Consider the following 16,856-nt stretch of genomic DNA (forward strand, 5'->3'; position numbering starts at 1 on the left):
TCATGCGAAATCTCGCGATAAACGGTACAATAACCGCTATAATGGGTTAGATTCCCTCCGTAAATAAGCCTTGCCCAGCGCAATGAACTCGTCAAGCGAGAGCGTCTCGCCGCGGCGTTTGGCATCGATTCCGCATTCATCAAGCAAATCGGGAATACACCCGACGAAGGCCTTGCCGGCGTTACCCCTGCTCGCAAAATACGTTTTAAACGAATTGGAAATGGTCTTGCGACGGCTCGCGAAGGCGGCGTCGGCCATGACGCACGTCGCCTTGAGAAGCGCGTCGTCGAGCGGCACACCGTCGGCGTCGAACACGGGTCTGCGATCGAGGCGCAAAACCGACGAGTCGACATGCGGCGGCGGGAAGAAATTGTTGGGGCTCACCAGGAATCGACCCGCAGGCTCGGCGTACAGGCGCAGCTTAACCGTGTAGGCACCATAGTTCTTCGAGCCCGGCTCGGCGCACATGCGGTCAGCGACTTCCTTTTGAACCATCACCGTCGCGCTCTCAAGCTGAGAAAACTTCTGGAAGAAATCAAGCACGAGCGTGGCTGCCACCGCATAGGGCAGATTGGCCACGAACTTGTTGGGGAAAGAGTGGCGAGTACCATTCCCAGACCCAAGAGGGCGAGGGGCATACTTCGCGCTCAAACAGTCCTGCTTTGGCGAACAGTCCACTGGACTGTTCGCGTCGCGCGGAACTGCGCGCGAAGCACGCCCCTCGCCCTCGCTCGGAACAGCGCACTTCGCCAACGCAAGACACACTTCTTCCTCAGTCAATTCAAGCGCATCCTTCGAGATGAGAGCGAAGCGATCGGCCCACGGCTCGAGCGTGTCCTCAAGCACCGCGGGCAAATCGGCATCGCGCTCAACCGACACCACGCGCCCAGCGCACTTCAGAAGCGCGATGGTAAGCGTCCCGATTCCAGGACCAACCTCGAGCACGTCGTCGGTCGCATCGAGTCGCGCAAGCTCGACGATCTTTTGCAGAATTGCATCGTTGACCAGGAAGTTCTGGCCGAGCGCATGCTTTGTCGACAGGCCGTGCTCCTCCAGAACGTCGCGCGTTACCGCAGGAGTCGCCAAAGGGGAAAGCATACTAGCCACGGCCGTTGCCCTTCTTCGAGTTACCCTTCTTCGCGGCGCCCTTTGTCCGCGCACCACCCTGCTGGCTGCCTCGTTTTCCCTGAGCACCGCGGGATTTCTGTGAGCCTTCAGATTTGCGCGAGCCGCCGCCCGGATGCGACCCCTTCGGCTTGCCGTTCGCGCTCGCGGGCTTCTTGCCGCCGCCCTGACGCGACGCGCTCTTCGCATGGGGCGATTTCGCACCTCCCGCATCGTCGAGCGAAAGCCTCGTGCGCGCGCCACCACGAGGGCCGCGCGATGATCCAGGCTCGGGGGAATTCTCCTCACCCGAGCTCGGAGCCCCTTCGGCTTGGGGAAACTCGATAATCGCAGCCCCGTCGCCTTCTGCACCCTGAACAGGCGTTACAGCGGAATCGACAGCTGCGAAGAAATCCTCGATCGAGTACACCTCGGCCTCGGCCGTGATCTCGCCATCATTGTCGATCTTCCCCACCCAGTCGAACACAGTTTCCAGACGGAACCCTGCAACGGCGAGCGCCGAACGAACGATAGTCACGAGCGCAGAAAAACCGTGCGGATCGCCGCCCTCGCCCACCGCGTGCAACACAGCCGGGCGCTTTTCCTCGGCGCGCGCATTCGTCCAATAGTAAGGTTGCAAACGGTCGAGCAGAGCCTTCAGCTGCGACGGAGGGCCCGCGAAATACACGGGACTCACCACGGTAATCTCGTCCGCCGAATCGATGAGCTCGTAGATTTCCTGCATGTCGTCGTCAATGACACAGGGGGCGAAATCGTCTTCAAGGGCTTCCTCGCCAAGCTCGACAAGCTTCGCGATATTGTCGCGGCACGCATCGCAGCCCATGCATCCCGCCACCGAAAGCGTGGAAACCGGCGCAAGCGCGAGCTCGTCATCGGGGCATTCCTCGATGCAAGTCTCGAAAAGCATATTGGCCAGATGCGCGCTCCTGCCGTCCGTGCGCGGCGAGCCGACGATGATAAGACGATTCAAGAATTCCCCTCTCAAGCGCAAAAACCTGTGCGCATTGTACTACGGCTGCACGAAACGGCAGTCTATTTCCCCAGCTGCCATGCGGTCGGCGGACGATTCAGCATGCTTTCCGCGTTCGTGAGCACACGGCGGAACAACGCCAGGCGCTCCTCGCCCTCCGCACCGTGCACATCGGCGAGCGCACTCTCGGTGAACACCACCATGGCGGGCTCGCACACCTCGCCGCGCAACGGCTTGGGCGCCATATACGGGGAGTCGGTCTCCACCATGAGCTGCATCTCGGGCACGCGCGCCGCTGCCGCACGGATGTCGTCGCCGTTGTTGAAGGTGAGCGCACCGCCGAACGTGACCGAGCAACCCGCCTCGATCCACGGCCTAAGCGTTTCCCAATCGTCCGTGAAGCAGTGCAGGATGCACCCCGCCTCAGGCCATCCCTCGTCACGCATGATGGCGAGCGCGTCGTCGTGCGCCTCGCGAACGTGCAGCATCACGGGCAACCCTGCCTCTTTCGCGATGCGCACCTGTGCGCGGAATGCCCGCTCTTGGTCCTCGCGCGGCGAAAGGTCGTAGTGGTAGTCCAGCCCGATTTCCCCCAAGCACGACGTGCGCTTGTCGTGCAGCAGCGCGCGCAGGCGCTCCTCGATTTCGGGGCCCCAGTGCTTCGCGTTATGAGGGTGAAGGCCAGCTGCAATGCGCATCCGCGGCACGCGCGGAGACGGCTGGCCTCAACAGCGGGAGAAGAGCCGCTGCATGGAAAGCGCGGCTTCGTGGTTCCATTTCGAAAGGTTGTCATAAGTGGTCGTGCCGTCCTCGAAAACATCGACCACCGTGCACATGAAACCGACCCCGTGAAGGCCCGCGCGGGCGAGCGCGAGCCCGGGGTTTTTCTGGTACTGCAGATGACAATGGGCATCGACCGCTAAAACGCTCAGGTCAGGCGCTTCCACAATCTTCCATTCCCCGTGCTTTTTCCGTTTGCGGAACAAGCTGTCGAAGAACTCGGGCTCCGTCAGCTCGTCCGTCGTGTTCGGCTCAGGTGCACCGGCAGCCGCGGCCGCCTCGGGTGCGCCGGCAGCCGCGGCCGCCTCGCCGGCCATCGTGGCCTCCTTGGCAACAGCAGCCTCGCCAACCACGCCACTCGCGCCAGACATCTCGAACGTCGACACCTCAGGTGCGGTCATGCCCATGTCGCTCATCTCCAAAATCACGAACCCGATGCGCTACTCGGCGTCGAGGTCGATCTCGTCCATGTTCAGGCGCGGGAACAGCGGGTCGCCCACAGTGACGGCGTTGCCAGCAGGCAGCTGGCCCCACTTGGTAGCCGCTTCGATGCCGGTGCAAGCGGCGATATCGCCCAGTCCAAGACGAGAGAAGACCTCGGCCGACGTGTTCGGCATGAACGGCGCCATGTAGAGCGCGATGATGCGGATCGCCTCGAGCGAATTGTAGATGACGGCAGCCAGGTCGCCCGCCGTCTCCTCTTTCTTCGCCAGGTTCCACGGGGCGCTTTCCTCCACGTAGAGGTTCACACGGCCCGCAAGCTCCTGCACCGCGGCGGCGGCACCGGTGAAGTCGACCTGCCCCAGGCACGCGTCGTACTTCGCGTAAAGCCCCTCGGCGATCGGCAGCATCGGGTTCGCCACGCGCACGGCAGCGTCGGCGGGAACCTCAGGAACCTTACCATCGAAGTACTTCTTCGTCATATTGAAAACGCGGCTGCACAGGTTTCCCCAGGTGTTCGCCAAATCGGCGTTGTACACCTGCACCATGCGCTCCATCGAGATGTTGCCGTCATGGCCGAACTGCACGTCGCTCATGAAGTAGTAGCGGTACGCGTCAACACCGAAGATCTTCACGAGGTCGGCGGGCTTCATGCCGTTGCCCTTCGACTTCGACATCTTCTCGCCCTTGGTGAGCAGGAAGCCGTGGCCGAACACGGTGTGCGTGACGGGCAACCCCGCCGCCATGAGCATTGCCGGCCAGATCACGCAGTGGAAGCGCGTGATGTCCTTGCCGACAAAGTGGTACTGCATGGGCCAACGGGCTTCGAACTCGCCTTCGCGGGACTCGTCGCCGTAACCGATGCCGGTGAGGTACGCGAGCAGCGCGTCGGCCCACACGTAGGCGACATGGCCCTCGTCAAACGGCATGGGCACGCCCCAATCGAACGTGGAACGGCTGATGGAGAGGTCCTTAAGCCCGCTCTTCACGAAGGAGACGATCTCGTTGCGACGGGTTTCCGGGCGGATGAAGTCGGGGTGCTCGTCGTAGAACTTGAGCAGCGGCTCCTGGAACTCGGACAGCTTGAAAAACCAGTTCTCCTCGCCGCCTGCCTTCTGCACCGGGCGCTTGCAATCGGGGCAGACGAACTCGCCGTCCTCGTTCTTCTCGAGGTCGGACTCGGCGTAGTAGGTTTCCTCGTGCACGCAGTACCAGCCCTCGTAGCTGCCCTTATAGCAATAGCCCTTGTCGTAGAGGTCCTGCCAGAACTTCTGCACGGTGCGGGCATGGCGCGGCTCGGTCGTGCGCACGAAATCGGTGTAGGTGATGTCGAGAAGATCCCACACGTCGCGGAAAGCCGGCTCCATGGAGTCGCACCATTCCTGCGGCGTCATGCCCTTCGAGGCGGCCGTGTCGGCGACCTTCTGACCATGCTCGTCCATGCCGGTGACGAACGCCACGTCGTAGCCGTTCATGCGCTGGTAGCGCGCAACCGTGTCGGCCGCGACGGTGGTGTACGCCGTGCCCAGGTGGGGTGCGGCATTCACGTAATAGATCGGTGTGGTGAACGAATAGGTTCCCTTTGACATCATGTGTTCCTTTGCATCGTGGCAGGTCAGGCGAATGATGCCCTCATGCCGAATTCATACCGCCCGCGCGTTCCAAAACGCCTTGCGGGCAAGCAGACATTTTAACACGCGCAAAGGAGCGCACAGGAAGTTACCCGTAGAACTTCACGTCAGGGAAGGGAGAAGAAAAGAGAGAGGGGGTCCTGCCAGAAATCGGGCAGTTTTCATCATCACGAGAAGGAACCTCGGAAAGAAGATAAGGGTCGCCTATCAACCGCAAGACGATGACCTGGCATTATGCCCACACGCCGATTGCGGCTACTCGTCCCAAAGAACGGTTATCGCTCTCTAGATGCCTTCCTTTGATGAAAACCACCCGATTTCTGGCAGGTTGGGGCGCTTTCCCGGACAAAACGCGACACCGAAGCGCTCTACGCCCCTTCCCGCCAGCAAAAACGAAAACGACGCAAAGCGCATCGGAGCATGCGCCATGGGACCTCGCCTCGGGTAACCGCCCAGGTAACACCATCGCCGATATGTCACCCCGCGTTTAACATGCCCCGCCTTTCGGTAGATGCACCCGCAGCGAGACCCCTGTAGAGTTGTTGGGAGGAGAACGGACCCAAGCAAAGGAGGCATTCATGCTGGAAAGAGGACAAAAAGTGGCGATCAACTACGCAGGATGGTTGGAAGACGGCACGGAATTTGTGAACACCTGGCTGGTACCCGACAGCGTCACCGTCACTATCGGAGCAAGCGGGCTCCTTCCAGCCTTCGAAGAACAGCTCTTGACGATGGAAAACGGCACGCGCCGCACCTTCTCCATCCCCTGCGAGAAGGCTTACGGAACCTACGACCCCACAGGGGTTATCCCCGTCGCAGCCGATACGTTTCCCCATGCGAACGAGCTGCCAATTGGACAATATATCGAGTTTTCCATACCTGGCGGCAAGGCGCGCGCGAAAGTCCTCGCCATCGAAGGCGGACAGGTTCTCTTCGATACGAACCACGAGCTTGCGGGACACGACTTATCCTTCGAAGTGGAACTCGTCGACGACGGCACGACCACGGCGCTCGAAGCCGAAGGCAGCTCAACCGGCTGCGGATGCAATCGCCTGCGCGAATCCCTTGGAAAATGCGACTGCGATCACGAGCACGCACATCACTGAAACCCGATACAATGGAATAGCACGCAATTCGCGGAACGCGCACGCCAATAGCCAGGGGGAGCAATGGGGGCAAGGGAAGCTTTTGAGAGGTGCTTTAGAGAACTCGTGATGGAGATGCCGTATTCTAAGATCACGGTCACAGAGATTTGCCGCAAGGCACATCTTTCCAGGAAGACGTTCTACGACAACTTCCAGGACAAAGAAGATATTCTCCAGGCCATCTTCGAAGATGACGTCGTAAAACCCATCCACACGATGAACACGCTGCTCTCCACAAGGCAGTCGCGCGACCTGCAGGGAATCTACATGCAAAACGTTTACGTCCCCATCTACGAAGACAAGGAATTCTACCAGAAGCTCATCCGCCCAATGAAGGGGGTTGACGACACTTTCATCCGCGTCGTCACGCACTCCCTCGAGCGCCTCAATCTTGAAATCATGAGCGATTCAGATATTTCAAGCGGCATCGAGCGTGAATACATAGCCTATTATTTCGCATCGTCCCAAGCGATGTTCATGCAGAAGTGGATCTTCGACGGGATGCTCTTCACACCGCAGGAACTGGGAACCCTGTACGAGAAGATGACAGGTTTCTACTGGCTCGACAATTCGAAAGACGTCTAGCTCCTTAACACATTCGAGATTGTGCAACCCTTTCCCTCTCGAAACCCTCGCTTTGCCTGTCAAAGCATTGGAAGAGCCGCAATTTCATCAATTGCGGCTCTTTTTGCGCGCCTTGTAACCTGAATCCAGGGGATGACGGGCCTAGTAAGCCCGCCTGAGAACCCAAGGGCAGAACGGCCCAAACAGGTGAGAGAGGAAGGAGCGAGGATGAGCGAGAAGGAAGTCTACACCACAACGGTGCAGAGCATCGCGAGCGGCGGCACGGGCGGTGAGCCCACCGCAGTCGACAGCAAAGACGGGAAGATTGTTCGAATCCGCCCCCTGCACATCGATGAGAAGTATACTCACGAGGAACTTGCCGACTCCATGTGGGAGCTCGACGTCGACGGCAAGAAATTCCGCCCCGAGTACAAGGCAGCCCCCAACTACATGGCGCTCGCCTACAAGGAGCGCGTCTATTCCAAGAACCGCGTGATGAAACCGCTCAAGCGCGTCGACTGGGAGCCAGGCGGCGACCCTGCGACCATGAACGCGGCCAACCGTGGTAAATCGAAGTTCGTCGAGATTTCTTGGGACGAAGCGCTCGATATCATGGAATCCGAAATCAAGCGCGTCATCGACCAGTACGGTCCCTACAGTGTGCTCTGCATCGGCGAAGACGGCCATCGCGAGTCGAAGGACCTGCACGCGGGCGGCGGCATGCACATGACCGCCATGAACCTTTTGGGCGGTTACACTCGCGAGACGCGCACGCCCGACTCCGTCGAGGGCTGGTACTGGGGCGCCAAGCATTTCTGGGGTGCCGGCTTCAACCGCGGCGGCGGCATGATCGCGCCCCCGCAGAACGGCTACAGCAACTACAACGTCGTCAAGGACGTCAGCGAGAACGCTGATTTGCTCGTCTTCGACGCAGGCGACTGGGAGCTCACGCAGAACTATGCGTCCATGTTCTTCTCCCGCCTGCTGAAGTACTGGGAAGAGCTCGGCAAGGAATTCGTGTCCGTCGACCCGTTCTGCAACTACACGGCCGTTTGCCACAAGACCTTCAAGTGGATCCCCATCCTGCCGAACACCGACGCCGCACTCGACTTCGGCGCGATGTACGTCATGATCACCGAGGGCATCTACGACAAGGAATACATCGACACGCACTCCATCGGCTTCGACAAGGTCGTCGACTACGTCCTCGGCAAAGAAGACGGCATTCCGAAGACCCCCGAATGGGCGAGCGAGCGCTGCGGCATCCCCCCGCACACCATCAAGGCCTATGCGCGCAACCTGTGCAAGAAGCGCGCGTCGCACGTGCACTACAGCTCCGGCTCCATCAAGACCCCCTATTCCCATGAACCGGGCCGCACGCAGGCGTATCTGCTCGCCATGCAGGGCATGGGCAAGCCCGGCGTCCAGCAGCTGCACCTCGAGGCCACCCTGGTCGCCAAGGAGAAGCTGGCCGAATCCTCCACCCGCCCGTTCTCCCTGCTGAACCACTGCCGCATGTTCTACCCCTCCGCGCAGAGCCTGCCCCGCACCGCCATCGCCGAGGCCATCCGCAACGGCCATGTTGAATGGTATGGCAGCCCCTGCATCGTCTACGTGCCAACCGACGAGCAGTTCAAGAAGTTCACCTACCCCGGCGACCCCAAGATGGGCCTCATGATGGCTCAGGCCATGGCGCAGCGCGCGGGTCTGCCCGTTCCCACCGAGGAACCGCGCATCAACCCTGTGCACATGCTCTGGTCCGAGAAACCCTGCAACATGAACTGCTGGAACGGCGGCTTCGAGTTCCAGGACGCCATCCGCAGCAACGAGGTGGAGTTCTTCGTCACCAACCATCAGTGGATGGAGAACGACTCGCTCTTCGCTGACCTGGTGCTTCCCGTCACCACGTGCCTCGAAGACGATGACACTATGGGCGCATCGATGACCGTCGGCATGCGTTGGGCCGGCTACACCCCGCACGCATGCGACCGCGTAGGCGTCTCCAAGTCTGACTGGGAAATCGCCCTCGAAGTGCTCGACCGCTTCGGCAAGCGCGAAGAGCTCGACCTCGGCATGACCACCGATCAGTGGCTCGAGTACGGCTTCACCAATTCCCACCTCGCCACCGAGATCGATTGGGACACCCTCGTCGAAAAGGGCCTCTACTATCCCAAGCTCGAGGAGAACTGGCGCGACGAGCTGCCTGGCATGCGCGGCTTCTACGAGGACCCGGAGAACTTCCCGCTCGACACGCCCTCCGGCAAGCTCGAGTTCTACTCCCAGGCACTCGCAGACAACTTCCCCGACGACAAGGAGCGTCAGCCCATCGCCAAGTGGATCACGGGCGGCCCGGCCGAGGAAGGCTGGACGCACGACGAGTCGCTCTGGGGCGAGCGCTGCAAGAAATACCCGCTGCTCGTCACGGCGAACCCCGCGCGTTTCCGCGTGCACGTCCAGGGCGACGACATCGCCTGGTACCGCGAAATCGAGACGACCAAGGTGAAGGGTTCCGACGGCTATCTGTACGAGCCCGTCTGGATGGCCCCCGAGGACGCCGAGGCCCGCGGCATCAAGAGCGGCGATATCGTCAAGGTCTACAACGAGCGCGGCATCATCCTCACAGGCGCCCGCGTCTCCCAGCGCATCGCGCCAGGCTCGGTGGTCGTAGCTAAGGGTTCGCGCGTCGACCCGATCGCCCCGCACATCGACCGCGGCGGCGCCATCAACCTGATCAGCCCCGAAGCAACCGTATCCAAGAACTGCAAGGGCTTCGCGGTCACCGGCTACCTGATCGAAGCTGAGAAGCTGACCCAGGAAGAATACGACAGCTGGAAGAAGGACTACCCCGAGGCATTCGACCGTGCCTACGACGCTGGTCAGGGCATCACCCGCGATGCCTGGGTCGTCGAGGCGTAGGAAGGAAGGACAACAAGATGAAAGGCTTCGTGATTCACGCCGAAAAATGCATGGGCTGCCACGCCTGCCAGATCGGCTGCAAGGACGAGCATTGCGGAAACTGCTGGATGCCGTACACCCAGGAACAACCGGAATCCGGCCAGTTCTGGATGAAGGTCGACCAGAAAGAGCGCGGCCAGCGCCCCCAGGTCAAAGTGAGCTACATTCCCGTGCCTTGCCAGCACTGCGAAAACGCTCCCTGCATCGCTGCGGGCAAGGACGGCGCCGTTTATCGCCGCGACGATGGCCTCGTGATCATCGACCCCGTTAAGTCCAAGGGTCAAAAGCAAATCGTCAAGTCCTGCCCCTATGGCAAGATCTTCTGGAACGAAGAGCTCGACATTCCGCAGAAGTGCACGGGATGCGCTCATATCCTCGACGGCGACGAGCCGCTCAAGGTCCCGCGCTGCATGGACAACTGCCCGGTGCATGTCATCGAATTCGGCGAGCTCGACGAGCTTGACCTCGAAGGTGCGGAAGTCCTGCATCCGGAATACGGCACCAAGCCGCACGTGTACTACACAGGCCTGCCGAAGCGCTTCATCGCAGGCACGGTGTTCACGCCCGAAGACGAGGAAATCGTCGAAGGCGCAACAGTCACCGTCACCAACGGGACCGACACCTACACCGACACCACCAACAGCTGGGGCGACTTCTGGGTTGACGAGCTGGCAGAAGACGAGTGGACGGTTACCATCGAGGGCGCCGGCAAAGAAAAGACCCTGAAGGTGAGCACGGTCGAGGAAGACCGCGGCTTGGGCGACATCGCACTGGTGTAGCAATGGCAGTCGAGCGCACGACAAGCACCGAGCAGCCGCCCGTAGGCGAAACCGACTCCCGACAGGGCTGGGTGCGCATCGTGCGCGTCGACTACGAAAAAAACGAGCTCTACGACGAGACTGGCCGCGGTTACTACGAACTGCCTGGAAGCCTTTGGACGGAGTTCGGCCCGGTGCATGGGGGAAGCATCCGCTATTGGGGAAGCGGATCTCATGCAGGACACATCAACCTGCTGCCCGCCTTGATTTTCTCGGACGGGCAGTGGGTGAGCCTCATCGGCAAGAGCATCTAAAAGACTTCGGGCTTCATCTGTTTTCGCACATTCTCTGTTTTCTAGCAAAGCTTCATCCATTAATTATGCAGGCGAGATGACCTTTTCAGGCAACCTCGCCGAAAGGGAGCAAGAGATGAAAGATTTACTCGGAAAGTACGGAATCAAGCAAATCGGCTTTTACGTCGAAAATCTGGAAAAGGCCGCCGAGATGTTCAGCAAGCTAATCGGCGCCGGTCCATTCGTCGACTTGGGCGTGTCCGAACCAGCCTCGCTTAAGTACCACGGCAAGGACTCCGGCATGCGCAGCCGCTGCGCGCTGGGCCACATCAAAGACGTGCAAATCGAGCTCATCGAGGTTGTCACAGACGAACCCGACGTGTACAAGGATAACGGCTTCGGCGTGCACCACCTCTGCATTTGGTCAGACGACGTTGACGCGGTGGCCGAAGAATTCAAGGCCGCAGGTGTTGAAGTTGCCATGGAAATGGTTTCCGGCCAGGGGCTTAAGGTCGTGTACATGGACGCACGCGACCAGCTGGGCTGCTTTATCGAGTGCAACGCGCCGATCGAGCAGCTCTGGCAAGGCGTAAAGGCCCTCCACGAGAACGCTCAGGAAGGCACGCCGGCGCTCATTCCCATGTCCGCGCTTATGGGAGGCAAGTAGGGATCAAGGCTTTCCCAACAAAATCGAACAATGGTGGGTTTTGGGCCCGTCTGCATAAAGCGGGCGGGCCTTTGTGCATACCGAAAAGAGAGGGGAAATGATGGAGAGGGATTACTACGACCTGAGCGGACGCGTGGCGCTTGTCACTGGCGCGAGCTCGCACGGCATCGGCAATCAGAGCGCTAAGGTGCTTGCCGCGCACGGGGCCAAGGTGTTCTTGGTGGCCCGCCGCGAGGAGAAGCTCAAAGACGCCGTCGCCGAAATCGAAGCGGCCGGCGGCGAAGCATCGTATTTCGCGGGCGACGCCTCGAGCGAGGAAGTCTGCAAGGCGGCGGTCGAGAAGTGCGTCGCCGACTTCGGGCGCTTGGACATCATGGTCTTGGCTGCGGGGACCTCGGGCCTTTCCGAGCGCAGCATGGAAGATGCCTTCAACACGGAGAACTGGCGCAACATCATGGCCGTGAACCTGGACAGCATCTTCTTCATGGTGAAATACGGCTGGGAGGAGTGCTCCAAAAACGGCGTGGGCGCCATCATCCCGATCGGCTCGCTTGCTTCCTGGCATGCGGCCGGTTCCACCGCCTACACCGCCACGAAGGGCGCCGTCCGCGCGCTCACGCAGAAGTGGGGCAAGCTACTCGGTCCGAAGGGCGTGCGCGTGAACACGCTGTACCCGGGCTTCATCGACACCGACATGACCCATGGCGCCACCAAGATGGAGGCCTACATCAACTCCGTCATCGGCAAGATTCCCCTGGGCCGCTACGGCAACGTCGACGACTGTGCCAACGGGGTGCTCTTCCTTGCAAGCGACGCCTCGAGCTTCATGAACGGGCAGCACCTCGTCATCGACGGCGGTGAGCTCGCCTAGCGACAGCAAAAAGGCGGGACCCTGCCGCTAAACGAGGTCCCGCCCAGATAGCCTCATTCACAAGGCTTCCTGTACAGTAGCACACTCCGTGCGCAGTCGGGAGTCGTAAACTCCAAGGAGCGACAATGTCTGACAACACTCAGGCCGAGGCCCCCAAGGCCAACGCCTTCATGAACGCGCCCGAAAGCAAGAAGCTTCTGACGGTGATCGGCGTGTATTGCGGAATCATCGCCAATCTGCTTATCTCCACATCGAATGCCACCGTTCTACCCGCCGCCGCGGCGGATATCGGCGGCATGGACATCTACGGCCTGGCGCAGAGCATTTCGAGCGTGCTTTCCGTTGCCCTGATGCCCGTGTTCGGCTTCATCGCCGCGCGCAACCCGCACCTCAAGCGCATCCTGTGCACGATCGGCCTCGCCGGCGGCGCCTGCGTCCTTCTGGTGCGCGCCGTTGCCACGAACATGATGATGATCGTGGTTGCGAACATCTTCTGGGGCATGGTGTCCGCCGCCGTCTTCGGCGTGGGCTTCACCATCATCCGCGACGTTTATGACCGCAAGAAAGCGGGTTTCTACCTGGGTCTCGTGGGCACGGTCATGTCCGCCGCAACGCTCATCGGCCCCATCGTCGCCGGCTTCGTCATCGACTCGCTGGGTTGGCGCGTGTGGACGTGGGTCTGCGTCGCCGTCCTCGTCATTGGCGCACTCGTCACGTTCTTCGGCGTGAAGGTGAAAAAGGAAGAAGTCGCCGACCTGGCTTCTGCGGGCAAGAGCTTTGACGGCGTCGGCGCCGTCTGCGTCATGATCGCCTTCGCAGCGCTCATCGTCGGCCTGTCTATGGGTACGAGCTACGTGAAATTCGGCACGCCGCTCAACACGGCGCTGCTCGTCATTGCAATCGTGTTCCTCATCCTTCTGGCAATCAACATCAAGAAGAAGGGCAACGACGCCATCATCCCGATCGCGACGCTCAAGAACCGCAACGTGCTGGTGCTCACCGCTTCCAACTTCCTGCATAACTTCGGTTCGATGACCATCGTCTTCTTCATTGCCGGCTTTATCATGCGCACCCTAACGAACGACCCCATCTGCCAGACCATAGGCTCTGCAACCGCCGCTGGCCTCGCATCCGCACTCATGGCAGTGCTCGGATTGGTGCTCGGCCCGATCTTCGGCAAGATGGTTGCCAAGGCCGGCACCGCCAAGACCGTCATGACCATCGGCAACGTCGTCCGCGTCGTCGTCATGGCGTGCTTCGTGTTCTTCCTCGTGCCCGGTGTGCCCGTGTGGGTCATCTACGTGCTCATGTTCCTGGCGGGCATCTTCAACTCGCAGCAGCAGGTCACGCAGTCCGCGGCACCCCAGATCATGCTCACCGCCAAAGAGCGCACCATCGGCAACTCCACCATCCAGCTCGGCCAGAACCTGGGCGCCGGCATCGGCATGGCTGTGTTCACGCTGATTCTGGCCGTCGACCCCGCTGGCGGCATGCGCATCTGCATGGTCGTGGCGCTCGTCGCCTGGATCATCCTGCTCTTCATCACTTTCCTGCTGAAGAAGCCTGCGCCGGAGGACATGGAGAGTTAAGGGGCCTCGTCGATTGACGGCTACTTCGTCCAGCCCACCCCCGAGGAAAAGGAACTGTGGGACAGCCCGAACGACCCCGAGTTCTTCACCAAGATCAAAGTGGCCATCCAGAACCGCGAAGTTCCAGAGGCGATGCGCCACATGGGTGAGGACTACCTTTACTACCCCATCTCCAAAACCTTCACCCAGTACTACACTCGCGCCAACACCCTGCGCTTCGGGCGCAAGGGCTGTCAGATCTTCTCGATCGCCCCAGGCGCGTTCGACACCCCCATGCTGCGCGAATCCCCTGATGAGATCATTGCCGGCATCGCAAAAGGCACCGCACTCGGCCGCTTGGGCGAACCAGAAGAGATGGCCGATTTCATCGTGCGCCTGCTTGAGCCAGGACACGACTACTTAACCGGCGTCGACCTTATTTTGGATGGCGGTAAATTCGGCATGACCACTGCCAAGCAGCTGGATTAACGGCAAGCGCGCCTGCGGCGCCTCCCCCGTCCGCAGGCGCCTTCAAGAGAGGATAATTCCCATGAGCAACGTTATCTCGAAAGACTACACCGACTACTTCAAGGGCCGTGACTGGGTCCATATGCTGGGCTTTTACGCGCAGGATTGGCGTAAGTTCATGACCGACCACAACCGCATCTTCGGCTCCGGTCCATTCTTCTACACCACCAACACCTTCTCGCGCCTGCTCTTCCATGGCGACGAAGTCGACTGCACAGGCCTGGAGTTCCATGCCGCCTACGGCGCTTGGGGGAGCCACACTATCGAGGTTGTTGAACCCGTTCCCTTCAGCGTTCCCACGATGTTCAGCGAGATTAATACCGAAGGCGAACCTGGCTTCAACCACCTGCATATCTTCGTTGAGGATTTGGAAGAAGCGCAGGACGCATGCGAATTCCTCAAGATCCCGGTTATCACGGTGGGATACCCCGACATGGCGAACGCGATCGAAAAGGCGAAAGCGACCGGAGCGGATGTTGAAGCAATCAAGAAGAACACTGGCAAGGCATCCTTCATGGTGTGCGATATGCGCAAGGAACTTGGCTTCGCCGTGCAATTGATCACCCCACGAGCCCAAGCACTCCACAACGCCATCATCGACGCCAAGGACAAATGGGACGGCAGCGCGGAAACCATGTTCATCCCCCTCGGCGGAAAATAGCCCTCCGAACGGATGGCCTCCCATTATTCCAGGAGGCCATCCGCCCCAATACCAATTCCCTCGCAGGCGGCGCACGGAAGTTATCGCAGACTTCCGTGCGCCGCCGATTTTTCAGCGTTACCCGTAGAACTTCACGTCGGGAAAGGGAGGGAGGGAGGGAGGGAGGGAGGGGTCCTTGCCGGATATCGCGAATACGCCTCAGAGATCACGAAGCTTTTCCAGCTCACTTCAAGCTCAACTAAAGCAGCGCATGGTTCAAAAGTCGCTTGGAAAAGTTGCTCAATCTACGAAAAGTCGCTTGAAAAAGTTGCAGTCTCCGTTAAAAAGTCCCTTGGAAAAGTTTATTTGCCCAGCTCAGGAAGATCCAAATCAAGCGCATACTTTGGCTCTTCCTGAGCGTTTTGACCCAGGGATCACGACCCTCATTCTCGATCAATAACGATCGTCCCAGACTCGAACTCGATTATGTGATTCGCTATCGGGGCAAATGCGTACCCGTTGAGGTGAAAGCGCGCGATGGCAACGCGAAAAGCGTGAAAACCGTGCTCAAACACCCGGAAAAATACCGTGTCGATTCAGCGATAAAACTCGCAGACTTGAACATCGGCCGTACAGGCGCGATTCTGACCCTGCCGCTCTACATGGCTTTCTTGCTCACGGAAAGATAGCGTTACCCGTAGAACTTCACGTCGGGAAAGGGAGGCTCTTGGGCGCGCTTGAACGCGTAGGAGTCCGCTCGTGCGAGCAGGCCTGTCGCCTGCATGAGGTCGAAGCCCATCGCGTCGCACGCGTCCTCGACCGACTGTCCCTGTTCGAGTACGGCAATCAGCAGCTTGTCGAGCGTCTCATAGTCGATGCCCATGGAGGCCTCGTCCTTCTGGCCGGGAGCGAGCTCGGCGCTCGGCGGCTTCACAAACACGTTCTCGGGAATGGGCTCGACGTCGCCCGCCGCGCGCGCCTGTTCGTTGCGCCAACGGCCCACCTCGTAGACATCGGTCTTGTACAAGCCGCCAAGCGGGGCGAATGCGCCGGCCGTGTCGCCGTAGAGTGTGGAGTAGCCCATGGCGGCCTCGGACTTGTTACCGGTGTTCACGAGCATCCAGCGATTCGCATTCGAAAGGGCCATGAGAATCACCATGCGGCAACGCGCCTGCGTGTTCTCGGAAGCCAAACCCTCGAGCTTTTCCTTATAGGACTTGCGGATGACCTGCTCAAATGCCTCGAACGGCTCGCAGATCGACACCGTATGGCTCTCGATGCCGAGGTTTTCCGCCAAGGCGAGGGCATCATCGATGGAGTGACCAGTCGAGTAGGGACCGGGAAGAAGCACACCGTGCACGTTCTTGGCGCCGAACGCGTCAACCGCCATGACCGCCGTCACCGACGAGTCGATACCGCCCGAAAGCCCGATAACGACCTGCGAGAAACCGGCACCCTTCGCGTACGCCGCGAGCGCGTCGACACATGCTTGATACTTGTCCCCAGCTTTCATGGAGCCTCCTTGCGCAATAATCCGCGTGATGCGCTTTAGTATGCCAGCCAATTGTTTCAGACGCGTTGCAACCTCAAGTCTCGCAGGCTGGACCACGCGAATAAGTAGAACGCCTTGTCCGCTCCTGAATGCGGGCGGGGAAACTCGTGCTCAGACAGTCCTCGCTGCGCTGCGGAACTGCGCGCGAGCTCCCCCGCCCGTATTCAGGAGCTACGTCATAGCAATAACTCAGGATGAGGAACTACGACGAAGGGTTTTGCACAGAAACCCGTGCAATCCGGGTGCGCCAGTGACTCCTGCGCGCGAACAAAACCGTCCAAACACGAAATCCCAACTTGCAACCCGCAGATCGAACCCGCCTTCGACTCGAAAGGCCGCGGGCGGGGGTCCCGCGCGCAGTTCCGCAG

17 protein-coding genes are annotated in these 16,856 nt (G+C 60.2%); 11 read left to right on the top strand and 6 right to left on the bottom strand.

The features are described from left to right. Positions 1–36: 36 nt before the first annotated feature. The 5 genes from Q0G85_RS03640 to metG all read right to left on the bottom strand — a co-directional run bounded on the left by Q0G85_RS03640 (position 37) and on the right by metG (position 4,905). Positions 37–1,098 (bottom strand): rRNA adenine dimethyltransferase family protein, encoded by a 1,062-nt coding sequence (locus Q0G85_RS03640; RefSeq protein ID WP_297154843.1) that lies wholly within the window; start codon positions 1,096–1,098, stop codon positions 37–39. Position 1,099: 1 nt separating this feature from the next. Continuing rightward, positions 1,100–2,095 (bottom strand): flavodoxin family protein, encoded by a 996-nt coding sequence (locus Q0G85_RS03645; RefSeq protein WP_297154819.1) that lies wholly within the window; start codon positions 2,093–2,095, stop codon positions 1,100–1,102. 62 nt (positions 2,096–2,157) lie between these two features. Continuing rightward, positions 2,158–2,793 carry a TatD family hydrolase gene (locus Q0G85_RS03650; protein ID WP_297154821.1) on the bottom strand — a complete coding sequence of 212 codons (636 nt, stop codon included), beginning with the start codon at positions 2,791–2,793 and terminating at the stop codon, positions 2,158–2,160. Between the two features lie 27 nt (positions 2,794–2,820). After that, complete coding sequence (locus Q0G85_RS03655) at positions 2,821–3,303, bottom strand: hypothetical protein (RefSeq protein ID WP_297154822.1); 483 nt, start codon at positions 3,301–3,303, stop codon at positions 2,821–2,823. Between the two features lie 12 nt (positions 3,304–3,315). Beyond that, complete coding sequence (gene metG / locus Q0G85_RS03660; RefSeq protein WP_297154845.1) at positions 3,316–4,905, bottom strand: methionine--tRNA ligase; 1,590 nt, start codon at positions 4,903–4,905, stop codon at positions 3,316–3,318. Positions 4,906–5,525: 620 nt separating this feature from the next. Here metG and Q0G85_RS03665 point away from each other — a divergent pair. From Q0G85_RS03665 to Q0G85_RS03715, 11 genes are all read left to right on the top strand, one after another. After that, positions 5,526–6,053, top strand: coding sequence for a peptidylprolyl isomerase (locus Q0G85_RS03665; RefSeq protein WP_297154824.1), 528 nt, complete (start codon positions 5,526–5,528; stop codon positions 6,051–6,053). A gap of 108 nt (positions 6,054–6,161) precedes the next feature. After that, on the top strand, positions 6,162–6,677 hold the full coding sequence (locus Q0G85_RS03670; RefSeq protein ID WP_297154847.1) for a TetR/AcrR family transcriptional regulator: 516 nt from the start codon (positions 6,162–6,164) through the stop codon (positions 6,675–6,677). Positions 6,678–6,884: 207 nt separating this feature from the next. Continuing rightward, positions 6,885–9,572 (top strand): molybdopterin-dependent oxidoreductase, encoded by a 2,688-nt coding sequence (locus tag Q0G85_RS03675; RefSeq protein ID WP_297154825.1) that lies wholly within the window; start codon positions 6,885–6,887, stop codon positions 9,570–9,572. A gap of 17 nt (positions 9,573–9,589) precedes the next feature. Further along, complete coding sequence (locus tag Q0G85_RS03680) at positions 9,590–10,390, top strand: 4Fe-4S dicluster domain-containing protein (RefSeq protein ID WP_297154827.1); 801 nt, start codon at positions 9,590–9,592, stop codon at positions 10,388–10,390. A gap of 2 nt (positions 10,391–10,392) precedes the next feature. Further along, entirely contained in the window at positions 10,393–10,683 is a 291-nt protein-coding gene (locus Q0G85_RS03685) for a hypothetical protein (RefSeq protein ID WP_297154828.1), read from the top strand. A gap of 115 nt (positions 10,684–10,798) precedes the next feature. Further along, positions 10,799–11,329, top strand: a complete 531-nt coding sequence (locus tag Q0G85_RS03690) for a VOC family protein (protein WP_297154830.1) — start codon at positions 10,799–10,801, stop codon at positions 11,327–11,329. Between the two features lie 97 nt (positions 11,330–11,426). Then, positions 11,427–12,200, top strand: a complete 774-nt coding sequence (locus Q0G85_RS03695) for an SDR family NAD(P)-dependent oxidoreductase (protein WP_297154831.1) — start codon at positions 11,427–11,429, stop codon at positions 12,198–12,200. A 125-nt stretch (positions 12,201–12,325) separates the two neighbouring features. Beyond that, entirely contained in the window at positions 12,326–13,789 is a 1,464-nt protein-coding gene (locus Q0G85_RS03700; protein WP_297154833.1) for an MFS transporter, read from the top strand. A 99-nt stretch (positions 13,790–13,888) separates the two neighbouring features. Further along, the gene (locus tag Q0G85_RS03705; protein ID WP_297154835.1) at positions 13,889–14,257 is read left to right on the top strand and encodes an SDR family oxidoreductase; all 369 of its coding nucleotides are present in this window, start codon (positions 13,889–13,891) and stop codon (positions 14,255–14,257) included. 61 nt (positions 14,258–14,318) lie between these two features. Beyond that, the gene (locus Q0G85_RS03710; protein ID WP_297154837.1) at positions 14,319–14,957 is read left to right on the top strand and encodes a hypothetical protein; all 639 of its coding nucleotides are present in this window, start codon (positions 14,319–14,321) and stop codon (positions 14,955–14,957) included. 401 nt (positions 14,958–15,358) lie between these two features. After that, positions 15,359–15,625 (top strand): hypothetical protein, encoded by a 267-nt coding sequence (locus Q0G85_RS03715; protein ID WP_297154839.1) that lies wholly within the window; start codon positions 15,359–15,361, stop codon positions 15,623–15,625. A 2-nt stretch (positions 15,626–15,627) separates the two neighbouring features. Here Q0G85_RS03715 and nadE read toward each other — a convergent pair whose 3' ends face one another. Beyond that, entirely contained in the window at positions 15,628–16,449 is an 822-nt protein-coding gene (gene nadE, locus Q0G85_RS03720; RefSeq protein ID WP_297154841.1) for an NAD(+) synthase, read from the bottom strand. Positions 16,450–16,856: the final 407 nt, after the last annotated feature.

This window comes from uncultured Ellagibacter sp., assembly GCF_934617235.1.
GTDB lineage: Bacteria > Actinomycetota > Coriobacteriia > Coriobacteriales > Eggerthellaceae > Ellagibacter.

Excerpts from the sequence above, each read along its gene's own strand:
- Q0G85_RS03670 (WP_297154847.1), top strand. The coding sequence starts at position 6,162 with ATGGAGATGCCGTATTCTAAGATCACGGTCACAGAGATTTGCCGCAAG.
- Q0G85_RS03690 (WP_297154830.1), top strand. The coding sequence starts at position 10,799 with ATGAAAGATTTACTCGGAAAGTACGGAATCAAGCAAATCGGCTTTTAC.
- Q0G85_RS03710 (WP_297154837.1), top strand. The coding sequence starts at position 14,319 with ATGAGCAACGTTATCTCGAAAGACTACACCGACTACTTCAAGGGCCGT.
- Q0G85_RS03685 (WP_297154828.1), top strand. The coding sequence starts at position 10,393 with ATGGCAGTCGAGCGCACGACAAGCACCGAGCAGCCGCCCGTAGGCGAA.
- nadE (WP_297154841.1), bottom strand. The coding sequence starts at position 16,449 with ATGAAAGCTGGGGACAAGTATCAAGCATGTGTCGACGCGCTCGCGGCG.
- Q0G85_RS03695 (WP_297154831.1), top strand. The coding sequence starts at position 11,427 with ATGATGGAGAGGGATTACTACGACCTGAGCGGACGCGTGGCGCTTGTC.
- Q0G85_RS03650 (WP_297154821.1), bottom strand. The coding sequence starts at position 2,793 with ATGCGCATTGCAGCTGGCCTTCACCCTCATAACGCGAAGCACTGGGGC.
- Q0G85_RS03665 (WP_297154824.1), top strand. The coding sequence starts at position 5,526 with ATGCTGGAAAGAGGACAAAAAGTGGCGATCAACTACGCAGGATGGTTG.
- Q0G85_RS03700 (WP_297154833.1), top strand. The coding sequence starts at position 12,326 with ATGTCTGACAACACTCAGGCCGAGGCCCCCAAGGCCAACGCCTTCATG.
- metG (WP_297154845.1), bottom strand. The coding sequence starts at position 4,905 with ATGTCAAAGGGAACCTATTCGTTCACCACACCGATCTATTACGTGAAT.
- Q0G85_RS03640 (WP_297154843.1), bottom strand. The coding sequence starts at position 1,098 with ATGCTTTCCCCTTTGGCGACTCCTGCGGTAACGCGCGACGTTCTGGAG.
- Q0G85_RS03680 (WP_297154827.1), top strand. The coding sequence starts at position 9,590 with ATGAAAGGCTTCGTGATTCACGCCGAAAAATGCATGGGCTGCCACGCC.
- Q0G85_RS03675 (WP_297154825.1), top strand. The coding sequence starts at position 6,885 with ATGAGCGAGAAGGAAGTCTACACCACAACGGTGCAGAGCATCGCGAGC.